Origin of the sequence: Paractinoplanes lichenicola (genome assembly GCF_016785085.1) — a bacterium.
GTDB lineage: Bacteria > Actinomycetota > Actinomycetes > Mycobacteriales > Micromonosporaceae > Actinoplanes > Actinoplanes lichenicola.
On sequence record NZ_JAENHO010000004.1, the window covers coordinates 291290 to 304480 of the forward strand.

At 72.7% G+C, this 13191-nt stretch carries 9 protein-coding genes; 3 read left to right on the forward strand and 6 right to left on the reverse strand.

Annotation, left to right across the window (positions count from 1 at the left end; translation table 11 throughout):
- Window positions 1-2: 2 nt before the first annotated feature.
- Complete coding sequence (locus JKJ07_RS14815) at window positions 3-1400, forward strand: amidase (protein WP_202992082.1); 1398 nt, start codon at window positions 3-5, stop codon at window positions 1398-1400.
- Window positions 1397-2923: an amidase gene (locus JKJ07_RS14820; protein ID WP_202992083.1), complete on the forward strand. Its 1527-nt coding sequence runs from the start codon at window positions 1397-1399 to the stop codon at window positions 2921-2923. Before JKJ07_RS14815 ends, JKJ07_RS14820 begins: the two co-directional genes overlap by 4 nt.
- A 309-nt stretch (window positions 2924-3232) precedes the next feature.
- Here the strand turns inward: JKJ07_RS14820 and JKJ07_RS14825 are convergent, their stop codons facing one another.
- On the reverse strand, window positions 3233-5314 hold the full coding sequence (locus JKJ07_RS14825) for a substrate-binding and GGDEF domain-containing protein (RefSeq protein ID WP_202992084.1): 2082 nt from the start codon (window positions 5312-5314) through the stop codon (window positions 3233-3235).
- Between the two features lie 31 nt (window positions 5315-5345).
- Window positions 5346-6824 (reverse strand): aldehyde dehydrogenase family protein, encoded by a 1479-nt coding sequence (locus JKJ07_RS14830; protein WP_202992085.1) that lies wholly within the window; start codon window positions 6822-6824, stop codon window positions 5346-5348.
- Between the two features lie 189 nt (window positions 6825-7013).
- Here JKJ07_RS14830 and JKJ07_RS14835 point away from each other — a divergent pair, with 189 nt between their 5' ends.
- Window positions 7014-7820, forward strand: coding sequence for an IclR family transcriptional regulator (locus JKJ07_RS14835; protein WP_202992086.1), 807 nt, complete (start codon window positions 7014-7016; stop codon window positions 7818-7820).
- Here the strand turns inward: JKJ07_RS14835 and JKJ07_RS14840 are convergent, their stop codons facing one another.
- The 4 genes from JKJ07_RS14840 to JKJ07_RS14855 form a co-directional block, all read right to left on the reverse strand.
- Window positions 7821-9020, reverse strand: a complete 1200-nt coding sequence (locus JKJ07_RS14840) for a WD40 repeat domain-containing protein (protein ID WP_202992087.1) — start codon at window positions 9018-9020, stop codon at window positions 7821-7823.
- Window positions 9017-9514: a SigE family RNA polymerase sigma factor gene (locus tag JKJ07_RS14845; RefSeq protein ID WP_202992088.1), complete on the reverse strand. Its 498-nt coding sequence runs from the start codon at window positions 9512-9514 to the stop codon at window positions 9017-9019. Before JKJ07_RS14845 ends, JKJ07_RS14840 begins: the two co-directional genes overlap by 4 nt.
- Before the next feature lie 54 nt (window positions 9515-9568).
- On the reverse strand, window positions 9569-11770 hold the full coding sequence (locus tag JKJ07_RS14850) for a N,N-dimethylformamidase beta subunit family domain-containing protein (protein WP_202992089.1): 2202 nt from the start codon (window positions 11768-11770) through the stop codon (window positions 9569-9571).
- A gap of 209 nt (window positions 11771-11979) precedes the next feature.
- Window positions 11980-13164: a sensor histidine kinase gene (locus JKJ07_RS14855; protein ID WP_202992090.1), complete on the reverse strand. Its 1185-nt coding sequence runs from the start codon at window positions 13162-13164 to the stop codon at window positions 11980-11982.
- Window positions 13165-13191: the final 27 nt, after the last annotated feature.

Below are 13191 nucleotides of genomic sequence, written 5' to 3' on the forward strand. Positions count from 1 at the left end.
ACGTGACCGACGCTACGGCGATGGCCGCGCTCATCAGTTCCGGCGAGGCCAGTCCGGCCGAGCTGGTGAGCGCGGCGATCGGCCGGATCGAGGAGCTCGACGGCCCGCTCAACGCGGTCGTGCACCGCCGCTTCGAGCAGGCCCTCGACGAGGCCAGGGGCCCGCTGCCGGACGGACCCTTCCGCGGCGTGCCGATCGTGCTCAAGGACCTGGGCAGCGGCAGCGCCGGCGACCCGGACCAGCAGGGCAACGCCTTCCTGCGCGGCCTCGACCGCCGCGCCGCCCGCGACGCCAACGTGACGGCGGCCCTGCGCCGGGCCGGTTTTGTCGTGCTCGGGCGCACCAACACGGCCGAGTTCGGCCTGGTCTCCACCACCGAGCCGCGGGCTTTCGGGCCGACCCGCAACCCGTGGGATCTCACCCGCTCACCGGGCGGATCCTCCGGGGGCTCGGCCGTCGCGGTCGCCACCGGGATGGTGCCGCTGGCGCAGGGCACCGACGGCGGCGGCTCGCTGCGCATGCCCTCGTCCCACTGCGGCGTGTTCGGCTTCAAGAGCAGCCGGGGCCGGGTCAGTGCCGGGCCGGACGAGGGCGACGCGCTGGCCGCGCACAACATCTACGGCGTCATCACCCGCAGCGTGCGCGACAGCGCGGCCGCCCTCGACGCCATCTCCGGCTACCGGTCCGGCGATCCGGTGGTGGCGCCCGCGCCGTCCCGGTCGTTCCTGGCCTCCGCATCCGACGCGCCTGGCTCGTTGCGGATCGGGGTGATGCTCGTCGACGACGTGAACGGCTACCCGGTGGACCCGGCGGTCAACGCGGTTGTGCGGCGCACCGCCGACCGGCTGACCGCGCTCGGCCACCGCGTCGAAGAGGCGTACCCCTCGGCGATGACCGATCCGGCCTACCTCGAGCACTGGCTCGGCCTGCTCAGCCCCAGCGTCACCGTGCTGATGGACGACCTGGCCGCGATGGCCGGGCGGCCGCTGCGCCGCGACGAGGCCGAGGAAGTGGCGTGGTGGTGGGCCGAGCAGGGGGCCAAGGTGTCGGCCGCGGATTACGTACGGCATGAGATCTGGCGCGACGACTTCCGCCGCCGCATGGCCGCGTGGTGGACCGGCGGCTTCGACGTGCTGCTGAGCCCGGTCGTGCCCAACCCGCCGCCCCCGCTGGGCCTGTTCGACGGCCCGGACGGCATCCAGCGCTCGATCGACATCCTCTGCTTCACGCCGCAGTTCAACACCACCGGCCAGCCGGCCATGTCGGTGCCGGCCGCACGGACCGAGGACGGGCTCCCGATCGGGGTGCAGTTCGCTGCCGCCTACGGCCGCGAGGAAACACTGTTCTCCCTGGCCGGGCAGATCGAGGCGGCACACCCGTGGATCGGGGCCGGCGTATGACGATCACCGGCCCGTCCGACCGGCACATCCGGTCCGCGGCCGACCACCTGGGGCTGCCGCTGCCGGACGCTGACGTCGCCGCTGTGCGGGCCGACATCGCGCCCATCATCGACCTGCTGGGCGGGCTCGACACCATGGCCGAGCCACTGCCGCCCGTACGGTATCCGCGCACCCCGGGCTGCCGTCCGGACCCGGCCGACGACCCGTACAACGGCTGGGCCGTCCGCACCGACATCGCCGGCGCCGAATCCGGCCCGCTGGCCGGGCACCGCGTCGCCGTCAAGGACACCGTCAGCGTGGCCGGAGTGCCGATGACCGCCGGATCGGCCACGCTGCAGGGCTTCGCGCCGGACTTCGACGCCACGATCGTGACCCGCATCCTCGACGCGGGCGGCGTCCTGGCCGGCAAGGCCAACTGCGAGTACTTCTGCTACGGCGCGGGCAGCCACACCAGCGCGAACGGGCCGGTGCGCAACCCGTGGGACCCGACCCGTACGGCCGGCGGCTCGTCCTCGGGCAGCGCGGCGCTGGTCGCCTCGGGCGCGGTGCCGATGGCCGTGGGCGGCGACCAGGGCGGCTCGATCCGGGTGCCCGCCGCGCACTGCGGAATCTATGGGCTCAAGCCGACGCACGGGCTCGTGCCGTACACGGGCGTCATGCCGGTCGACCCGTCGATCGACCACGTCGGCCCGATGACCGCCACCGTGGCCGGCAACGCCCTGCTGCTCGACGTGCTCGCCGGCCCCGACGGGCTCGACCCGCGCCAGGTGGGCGTACGCAAGGGCGACTACCTCGGCGCGGTGACCGGTGGTGTCGAGGGCCTGCGGATCGGCCTGCTGACCGAGGGCTTCGGCCAGCCGCTGGCCGAGCCGGGCGTCGAACGGCTCGTACGGTCGGCCGCCGACCGCCTCGCCGCCGCCGGGGCCACGGTCGTCGAGGTGCCGGTGCCCGAGCACCGCACGATGATGAACGTCTGGGCGGCGATCATCCTGGAGGGCACCGTCCAGATCGCCATGCACGGCAACGGCGCCTGGATGGGCATCACCGGCCTCAACCCGACCGCGCTGATGCGGGCCCACTCGGCCTGGCGCCACCGGGCCCACCTGCTGTCCGCGCCGATCCAGACGGGGCTGATCGCGGGCCACTACCTCCGCGAGGTTTATGGCGGCGTCTACTACGCCAAGGCGCAGAACCTCGTCCGCGTCGCGCGGCAGGCCTATGACGCCGCGCTGGCAGAGGTCGACGTGCTCGCGCTGCCCACCGTGCCGTTCGTCGCGCCGCCGCTGCCGCTGGGCACCAGCCGGGCCGAGATGTCCGCCCCCGGCTTCGACCCCGTGGTCAACACGGCGCCCTTCGACTGCACCGGGCATCCGGCGCTCTCCGTGCCCTGCGGACTCAGCGACGGGATGCCGGCGGGCCTGATGCTCGTCGGGCGGCATTGGGACGAGGCGACGCTTTACCGAGCGGCGGGCGCGCTGGAGCGGGCCGGGGACTGGCGGGAATGGCGGCCCGATCGCGACTAGGGCCTAGCCGTTGTCCACAATCCGGGTCACCGTGCGGCGACCTGTGGACAACTTGTGCCACATCCCGGCACCCGGGCGTAGTGTCCAGCCCCTGCCCTTGGGTGGGCGGGGGAGGTGGTGGCACTCCGCCGATCTTGAGACCAGCGGGCCCCGGTCAACGGCGACCGGGGCCCGCTCTCGACTCGGCACGGATTTCTGGATCGCCTCGCAGCAGGGCGGCCAGATCGGGGCCGGTCGCCACGAGGTGGTCCGCCGTCGATCACTCGATCGTCGGGTTCGTTCCGGGCGGGTCGGGGAAGGTATGGCAGGTCAGGATCGGTCGTTGACGAGCTCGCCGGCGGCCGGCACTCGGCGGGCGGCCTTGACGCGGTACATCGCGGTGTCGGCGTCGCGTAGTAGTTGCTCTGCGCTGGTGCCGGTGGCGCAGTCGGCCACGCCGATGCTGACGCCGATGCGGGCCGTGCGGTCGCCGATCCGATAAGGCGCGCTGATCGTGGCGCGTAGGCGTTCCACCAGCTGGTCCTGGTCGGGGCCGGGGACGCTGTCGGTCAGCAGGATGACGAACTCGTCGCCGCCGAAGCGGGCGGCCAGGTCGGTGGGGCGCAGGCATTGGCGGAGGCGGGCGGCCACGCGGGTCAGCAGTTCGTCGCCGGCGTGGTGGCCCAGGGTGTCGTTGACCTTCTTGAAGCCGTCGAGGTCGAGGAAGAGTACGGCGCCGGGGTGGCCGACCGCGGCGGGCAGGGCGGCGGTGAACGAGGTGCGGTTGGGCAGGCCGGTCAGGCGGTCGGACTGGGCCGCCCACCTCAGCTGGGCCTCCTGTTCGCGCAGGTCGAGCGCGACCGTGAGCAGGGCCGCGCACTGGTTGACCAGTTCGCGGCCGTCGTCGACCCGGTTCTCGACCTTGTCGACCAGGGCCAGCCAGCCCCGGTCGCTGTCGCCCACCTTGGCCCGTACGACAAAGGTCGGGCCGGCGATGTCCAGGAGTTCGACCGGGGGAAAGGCCTCGACCGTCGTCGGCCCGGCGGGGATGGGTGGGCCGGGGTGCCGCCGCCAGCCGGGGGTGCGTACGAGGTCGCCGTTGCGGTCGCGCAGGGCGATCGAGCCGGCGGTGGCGGGGGTCAGGGCCAGCCACGACGGGTCGCCGGGGTCGGCGTCGCGGCGGTGCAGCAGCGTGATGCTGAGGTCGTAGTTGACGCTGATCAGCGAGCGCAGGTGCAGCTGGTCGCCGAGCTGGAGCCGGTTGTAGGAACGGCCGAGGAACATCACGATGTCCTGGACGCCGCGCGGGTCGACGGGGGCGGCGCCGGCGTATTCCTGGACCGCGCGGCACAGCACGCGCAGCGTCTCCTGGGTCGGGCTCGCGGCGAGCAGCGTCTGCAGTTCGTGCGCGGCGGGCACGACGACGCCGGCCTCGAGCGCGTCGGCCACGAGAACGGCGGTGGCGTCGGGGTCGAGGCGCGAGCCGAACACCATCACACCGGCCAGCCGGGCGGCGAGACGGCGGCGAGGGTCGGCCTCGGGCAGGTCGGGCAGCCGTTCGGCGAAGGCGGTGCAACCACACGACGTACGCGGGACGAAGCGGGTCGGCAGCCGATGCTCGCCCCGGCGCACCGCTTCCCCGCGCATTTCCCGTACGAGCAGGTCGACCCCGAGCCGGCTCATCGCGTCGAGCGGCTGGGCGACGCTGGCCAGCTCGGGCCGGACGAAGGCGGCCACGTCGAGGTCGTCGAAGCCGGTCAGCTGATAATCGTCGGGGCAGTGCAGCCCGGACGCGGCGAGCATCCGCTGGGCGCCGATCGCGTTGCGGTCGGTCGCGGCGACGAGCGCGTCCGGTTTGCCGTCCCGCAGCAGGTCGTCCGCGGTCCATTCGATGCCGACCTCGACGTTGCTGGTGGCCGGCAGCAGCGGGCCGGGGGTCAGGCCGTGCTCGCGCAGCACCGCGAGATAGGCCTCGTACCGCTCCCGGATGTCGCTCGCCTCGAGGAAACCGGTGAACGCGATCCGGGAGCAGCCGTGCGCGCGGATCAGGTGGGTGACGGCGGCCCGCATGCCGTTGTCGTTGTCGGCCAGCACCACCGGACGGTCCAGCCCGTCGACGGTGTGGCCGACCAGCACGACGGGTTTGCCGGCCCGGCCCAGGCGGCGCAGATGCCCGGCGTCGACGGCGTCGGCGAACACGACATACCCACCGATATGATCCCAGGCGACGGGCGCGTCGAAGGCCGGGTTGCCGCCGCTGACGGTCAGGTCGGCCGCGGCGTCGAGGGTCTGAATCGCGATCAGCGGCCGCCCGTGCGAGGCCGCCGCCGCAACCGTGCCGGCGACCAGGCTGCCGTAATAGGTGCCACCGACGAACGGCGCCAGCACCCCGACGCTGCCCCCGGTCCCCATATCGGCCCGATCGGCGGCAAAAATCCGATGCTTAGCCCCAGAGCGGGAACCTAGGCGCGCCGAGGTCGATGTTGATCGTCTTGGGGGCGCTGTATTCGAGCAGCGTCTCCCACGACAGCTCGCGGCCGAACCCGCTGTCCTTGACGCCGCCCATGGGAGCGCCGGCGGGCAGGTCGAACCACTTGTTGACCCAGATGATGCCGGCCTCCAGCGCGCCCGCGATGGTGTGGGCGCGGGCCAGGTCCTTCGTCCACACGCCGGCGGCCAGGCCGTAGCGGGTGCTGTTGGCCCGCGCGACCACCTCGTCGTAGTCGGTGAACGTCTCGGCCACGGTCACCGGCCCGAAGACCTCGCTGGTGACGATGTCGGCCTTCCCGGTGGGGTCGTGCAGCACGGTCGGCCGTACGAAGAAGCCGTTCTTGTTCTCCGGCGCCAGCCCGAGGTCCTCGTCGCCGGCCAGCACTCGTACGCCTTCGTCCCGGGCGCGACCGACATGCCCGAGCACCCGGTCGAAGTGCGGCCGCGACACCAAAGGCCCCACCTGGGTGGCGGGGTCGAGGGCGTCGCCGACCTTGATCGAGGCGGCCAGCGCGGCGAAGCGGGCAAGGAAGTCGTCGGCGATCGAGGCGTGCAGCAGCAGCCGCGACGACGCGATGCAGGCCTCGCCGTTGGCCAGGTAGATGCCCATGGCGGCGTCGGCCACGGCCCGGTCGAGGTCGGCGTCCTCGGCCACGATCATCGCGCTCTTGCCGCCCAGCTCCATGATCGTCGGGGTCAGCACGGCCGCCGTCGCCGTCATCACCGCGCGGGCGGTCGGGCCGCCGCCGGTCAGCGTCACCTTGGCCACGTCGGGGTGCCCGGCCAGCGTGGCCCCGACGACCGGGCCGCCGGTGACGACGTTGAGCACGCCCGCGGGCAGCAGGTCGGCGATCAGCTTGACGAATTCGAGCACGCTGGCCGAGGCGAACTCGCTGGGCTTGAGCACGACCGTGTTGCCGGCGGCGAGCGCGGGCGCGAGCTTGTTGGCCGTGGTGATCAGCGGCGAGTTCCAGGGCAGGATCGCGGCGATCACGCCGAGCGGCTCGCGCACGGTGTAGACGAGGCTGTGCGGGTCCTCGACCGGGATCTGGTCGCCGCGGTGCGAGCGGACGAGGCCGGCGTAGTAGCGGTAGATGGCCGCGCTGGCCGGCACGTCGGCGATGGCGACCTCGCGTACGGGGCGCCCGTTCTCGGTCGGCAGCAAGCGCGCGAACAGGTCGGCGTTGGCCTCGATGCGGTCGGCGATCGCGCCCAAGATCGACTGGCGGGTCGCCACGGACGATTTGCGCCACGCCGGCAGCGCCTTGCGGGCCGCCTCGACCGCGGCCTCGGCGTCGGCCGCCGCGCCGTCCGCGATCGCCGCCCACGCGCTGCCGAGGCTCGGGTCGACGGCCTCGAAGGAGTCCCGGGCCGCCACCCAGTCGCCGCCGACGAACATCCGGTAGTCCGCGCTGGGACGGAATCGCTCCATGACACTCCTCAAGGTCGGCCGGCTCGGATGAGCGTCGCCGTCGCGCGCGTCGCAGGGCAACCAGGACGTTCCAGTCACCGGACCAGGCCCGAACGGGCGGAAATTACTGTCTGCCCGGCAGCGGCAACCCTACGCGACACGGCGCTATCGTCGGGAAGGCAAGATCCACAGCTGTGGAGGGAGCCGCGCATGACCGACCTCGCTTTCCGCATCCCGCCCGACGTCGAGCTCGATGACGAGACCGGCACCCCGAAGTCCGTGCTGGGCAAGGCGCAGCTGCTGCTGGCCGCGTTCGGCGCCGGGGCCGTCCAGCTGCGGCTGACCGAGCTCAGCCGCCGCTCGGGGGTCCCGAAGGCCTCGGCCTACCGGCTCGCCCAGGAGCTCGTGCAGTGGGGGCTGCTGGAGCGGGTCGGCAACAGCTATCAGCTCGGCCTGCGCGTCTTCGAGCTGGGCCAGCGCGTGCCGGTCGCGGCCATCCTGCGCCGCGTCTCGCGGCCGGCCCTGGTCGACCTGTACGCGGCCACCCGGGCCACGGTGCATCTGATCGTCCCCGACGGCACCCACGTGCTGTTCCTCGAGAAGATCGCGGGCGCGGCCAACGTGCTCACCCACTCCGAGGTCGGCGGGCGGCTCCCGGCCAGCTGCTCGGCCTCGGGCAAGCTGTTCCTGGCGTTGCGCCCCGACGGCCGGGCGATCCTGGCCGAGCTGAGCCGGCACGAGCTGATGCGCCCGACCACGCGCAGCGTCCCCACCCTGGAGGCGCTCGGGGCCCAGCTGGCCGAGGTGCGCAAGCGTGGGCACTCCGTCGAGCTCGAGGAGATGCTGGTCGGGCACAGTTCGCTGGCCGTGCCGGTCGTCGACGCGTACGGGGAAATTTACGCCGCCGTGTCGATCACCATGCCCACGTCGCAGCTGATCGTGCCCCGCCTGTTGCCGATCGTGCAGGCGACGGCGGGGTTGATCCACCGGGCGGTCGAGGCGCGGACGGCGGCCTGATCAGACGAGCGGGCCGTGCGTGGTCTCCCACGGGATCGCCACGACGCGGCGGGTGCGGGCGCGCTCGTTGAGCCGGCGCACGATCAGCACGACGGCCAGCACGACCAGCCCGCCGGCGCCCAGCCTGAGCCACCACCAGGGGCCGATGAAAAACGGAGAATCGCCTTCCCGTACGGCTCCCGAATCGATCGCGGCGTCGGCCAGGTCGAGATAGCTGACCTGGGACGGCAGCGTCATCGCCGGCGTCGGCCGGTCGGCGCCCGGGGTCAGGGCCAGGAGCCGGGGCTCGTCGCCGAGGACGAAGACCAGCGCGCTGCCGTCGGGCCGCCAGCCCACGAACCACCGGCGGTAGACGGTGCCGTCGACAGCAGGCAGATCCGGGCCGTCGACCTCGCGGCCGGTCGCCGGGTCGAACCACCTGGGCGCCCGGTCCTCCTGTTCGGCCACGGCCACGGCCCGGCCGTCCGGCGTCCACGCGCCCTTGCCGGCCAGCACGCCGTCGAAGCCCAGCTCGAAGCTTTTCGTATCGGGGCCGATCACGGTCAGCCGTCCCTGGTACGCGTACGCGAGCCGGGTGCCGTCCGGTGACCAGGCTGCCGACGTCTGGGCGGCCGTGGTGGCCAGATCGGTCGCGGCGCCGGTGCTCACGTCGACGATCCGCAGCGTCCCGTCGTCGGTCACGAGCCGGCGGCCGTCGGGCGACCAGGCGAGCGGAAAGCCGGGCAGCGGGCGCTCGGCGCCGGTGTCCAGGTCGATCAGCCGGTCCGGTACGGCCAGGGTGGCACCGTCCGGGGCGAGCAGCACCTCGTCGTCGACCAGGCCGGTGTGGATCTTGCGGTAGTCCTCTTTCCGCGCGCCGACCAGCCCGTACGTGTCGTGGTCGTCGAACCAGGGCCCGAACCGGGGGCCGTACCCCGAATAGACCACGGACGCCGCACCCAGCCCGGAGACCCCGCGAGCCCCGTACGCCGGCAGCCCCAGCTTGTCGGGCAACGAGATCGCGCCGCTGTCCGCCGCCGGGGTCGTCGCCAGCCGCGGCGTGAACGGGACGGCCAGTGCCAGCGCCGCCACGAGCACGGCCCACACCACAGCCGTACGGCGTCGCCCTCGCCGGGCTCGGCGCAGACTTCCGGCGTACGCGTCGTAGGTCTTCGCCGTCGCGGCCTCGCGCCGCAGCTCCTCACGCAGATGGGCAGTCACCGGGGGCTCCTCTCGCCGTCGTCGATCAGGCCGGGCGCGATCTCCCGCAGCCGGCGCAGCGCGTCGTGGGCGTGCCGTTTGACCGTGCCGACCCGCACCCCGAGCACGTCCGCGGCCTGCGCCTCGGTCAGGTCGTCGTAGAAGCGCAGCACGACGACCGCGCGCTGCTTGGGGCTGAGCGTGGCCAGCGCCTGGGCCAGGCTGAGCCGCAGGGCCGTGGCCTCGGCCGGGTCGTCCCGGGCGGTCTCCGGCGGCGCGCCCGTCAGGTGCTCGGGCACGCGGCGGCGCCGCCACCAGCTGACGTGCTGGTGATAGATGGCCCGGCGCAGGTACGCCTCGGGGTTGTCGTCGCGCACCCGCCGCCAATGCCGGTAGACACTGGCCAGCGCGCTCTGCAGCAGGTCCTCGGCGAGCTGGTGGTCCCCGGTCAGCAGGTACGCGTGCCGCGACAACGCCGGCGAGCGCTCCCGGACGAAGTCCCGGAAGTCGTCCATCCCTCACCCCCTTCACCTGCCCTAACGACGGCGAGGCGGCGGATGGTTGGGGCCCTAGATCGGCAGATCCTCCTCGAGGAATGCTCGCAGCACGTTACCGGTGAGGACCGAGACGTCGTTACGGCGGTCGTCGACCAGCAGCGAGCCGCACCACGCGATGCTGCCGGTGGAGAAGACCGCGCCGCCGTTGGGCTTGGGCACCAGCACCAGGTCGCAGCGGACCTTGTCGCTGGTCGTGCCGTCGTAGCAGCCGTCCGGCAGCTGGACCTCGATCGGATCCAGCCCGTACGCCCGGGAGAAGCCCGTCGCCGAGGCCAGCACGACCGTGTCGTCGGGGGTGCCCAGCGCGCGGTCGGCCCGGTCGATCTCGACGCCGGCCGCGCCGTGCCCGTTCACCAGCGACGGGAAGTCGCCGATCCGGTTCACGTCGTCGATCCCGGCGAAGACGAACGGCACCTTGGTGACCACGTCGTACGGGCGGTTCGTGTCGAAGCCCTGCGAGGCCATGCCGACGCCGAGCATCTTCTGCGGCGCCTTGCCGCGCAGCCGCCACAACCCGCCCAGCTCGCCGGTCGTCGCGTGATGCCACTCGCCCGCCTCGGGCTGCCAGGCGCGGATGCCCGCCGTGCGCCGGATCTCGATCGTGTGCTCGCGCTCCGGGTCGATCGACGTGACCCAGTAGAAGCCGTTGCCGCCCAGATACATGAGCCGGCCGCCCTGCCCCAGATACGACTCGTACGCGGCCATCATCGCGGTCGTCGGATACTCGGGGTGACTGCCGGTCAGCACCACACGGTAAGGGGCCAGCGCGGCCGGCCCCTCCCGGTGCACCTCCTCGTCGGTGATCACGTCGACGTCGTAGCCCTCGGCGTCCAGCCAGGCCAGCAGGTGCAGGTCGGCGCTGAACTGGTGCGCCGACGTCTCACCCCCGGCCACGGCCGCCCAGCGGTGATCAGGCCGTACGTTGGGCAGGGGTTTCTGCGTGCTGGTGAAGCAGACCCCCGTGCCGTCGGTGTGCACGTCGTAGAGGCTGCGCAGGCCGTTCGTGAGCAGGTAGGCGTCGTGCTTGTTGCCGCCGAACTCCGGGGGCTCGCCGACACCCACGCCGCGCAGATAGTCACGGGCGCCCGGGTCGGCCATCACGTGCTCGCAGCTGTACGCGAGGTAGCTGAACGTCGGTAACACGACGAGGGCCTTGTGACGCGGGTTGTCACCGGGCGTGACCACGAACGGGACGGTGTCCTCGGTGCCGTCGGCCGCCGTGACGTGAATGCCGTAGACGCCGCTGGGCAGGTCGCCGGGCACGTCCAGGGTCAGGTCGTCGTCCCAGCCGGCGTCGTCGAGGTCGTCGTCGTGAAAGTGGATCGCCTGATAGGCCTCGGGCGCGAGCCGCGGATCCACGTCGTCGGCCGCACCGTCGACGCCCAGACAGGCCCGCAACGGAAAGTTGACCGACTCACCGTGAAACTCGGGACCGACACGGTTGGCGATCCGCCGCAACGTCCGACTGGGCCCGAAGTCCCACTCCGCGATCACACTGTCGCCGGCATACAACGTGGGCCGATCAATGCGCCCGTTGAAGTGATTCTCGCCTTTACCGTCAGCCGCAAACGTCACCGCCAGCGCCCGAAGTGCCGCCGCCCCGCCGTCCGCCTCGTTTCCCGCCTCCCAAACCGGACTTATCATAATTTGTCGCTCGTCAGGCGCCTTATCGGCGCGCGAGGGGCTGGGTGCGGTGCGCGAGGGGCTGGGTGCGGTGTGCGCGGAGTCGAGGACCAGGCTTGCCGTCGATCCTGTCACTGTTAGCGCTAGCCGATACCAGCGGCCGGTCGCCACTTCGCCGGCCGGGGCAGACCCTTTCCCCGTACGCAGGAATGCTTGTCCTTCGTCGATGACAACTGCGGCCACGAGCGCGTCACCGCTGGTCAGGGCCACAACCGTCTGGTCGTGTCCGGCTCCGGTGGCGAGCGTCGGCCGGAACGCCAGGCGCAGCTCGACGTGACCCGCGGGGACGGGGCCTTCCGCCGTACGGGCGAAGGAACCGGCTCGAATCGGCTGGACCCGGCCCGGGAAGCGCAGGCCGTCGAGCGCCGAGGGAACCGCTCGGATGTCGACGCCCGGCCCGAGCGAATGCGCGTCCCCGTTGATCAGCCGCACCAGCCGCGCGTCGAAATCGGGCGCGGGAGTGCTGAACTTGGCGTGCACGGTGGCACCGGGCGCGTAGCTGAGCCGGTCGAGATACCCGATGATGTTCATCCCCGCACGATCGCAGCGCGGCGGCCCCCGCGGCGGCGAACGGGTCCGGTCAACGGACCGATTCGTCAGCCCAGCTTGAACGGGTCCCGCAGCTCCCCGGGAACATGCCGCCCTCGTCGCGCGCGACCGGCCGGCCCTCAGTCCGAGCTGCACCTCGTCCCCGCACCCCGTCCGTGTTCAGCGGCAGCGCGGCGCGGTTCTGCGCGCATTCACCCGCTCAGCGGCAGCCTGGCGCGGATCTCGAAGCCGCCGCCGGTCGTCGGGCCCGCCGTCAGTTCCCCGCCGACCGCCGCGACCCGCTCCCGCATGCCCGCGATCCCGTGCCCGCCACCCTTCGTGTCGTCCCCGCGCGCCGAGCCGGCATTGCCGACGACAACGTGCAACGCCTGCTCATCCGCCGCCACCTCAACCCGTACGGGGGCTCCTGGCGCATGCCGGGTCGCGTTGGACAGCCCTTCCTGCACGATCCGGTACGCGGTCTGGCCCACGAGCGGCGCGACGTGCACGCCATTTCCCGTCAGCTCAACCAGCGCGACGTCCAGCCCCGACTCTGCGGCCACCCCGACCATGTCAGAAATGTCGCCCAGGCCCGGCGACGGCGTGAGCGCGGCGTCCACGTCGTCGCTGCGCAGCACCCCCAGCAGCCGCCGCATGTCTTGCAACGCCGCCCGCGACGCCCCGGCGATGGCCGTGAACTCGGAGTCCCGGGCCTCCTTCTCCGCGCCGACTCGATAGGGCGCGGTCTCCGCCCGTACGGCAATCATCGACATGTGATGGGCGACCACGTCATGCATCTCGCGCGCGATGCGGGCCCGCTCCTCGAGGACGGCGCTGCGTTCCTGCTCGGCCGCGGTCAGCTCGCGCGCCGCGGCCAGGCTGTGCTGCACCTCCACCCGGCGGCGAACCTGGTCACCGATCAGGGCCAGCACGACGACCGCGGCCACCGAGACCGGCAGTTGCTCGGATGTCAGATGCCCCGCCATGGTCGCCACCGTGAGCAGCGCGGCGACGACTGTCGTCCCGGTCTCATGCCGCAGCGCGACCACCAGCACCAGCAGGGGCAGCACCCAGAGCTGCATCGGGTGCCACGGCCACGAGATGCCCCCGGGTGCGATCGATCCCGGCAGGTTGAGCAGCGTCGCCACCATCGCGATCCGCCAGGCCATCAGCGAATGCCGCGGCACCAGCACGACGGTGAGCCCGACCGCCACCGCCAGCCCGAACCGCACCGCCTGGGGCTGCCCGTCGAGCTGGTCGTGCACGCCGGCCCCGACCGCGACCGCCAGCAGAAAGAACAGCCCGGTGAGCCAGGGCCGCCGCCGCAGCCCCGGCCGTTCCCGCCCGGCCGCGACCGTCCACAACCCGGCCAGGGCCGCCTTTCCGACTGTCACCATGCGGTCCATGCTTCGCCGGCCGGGGCG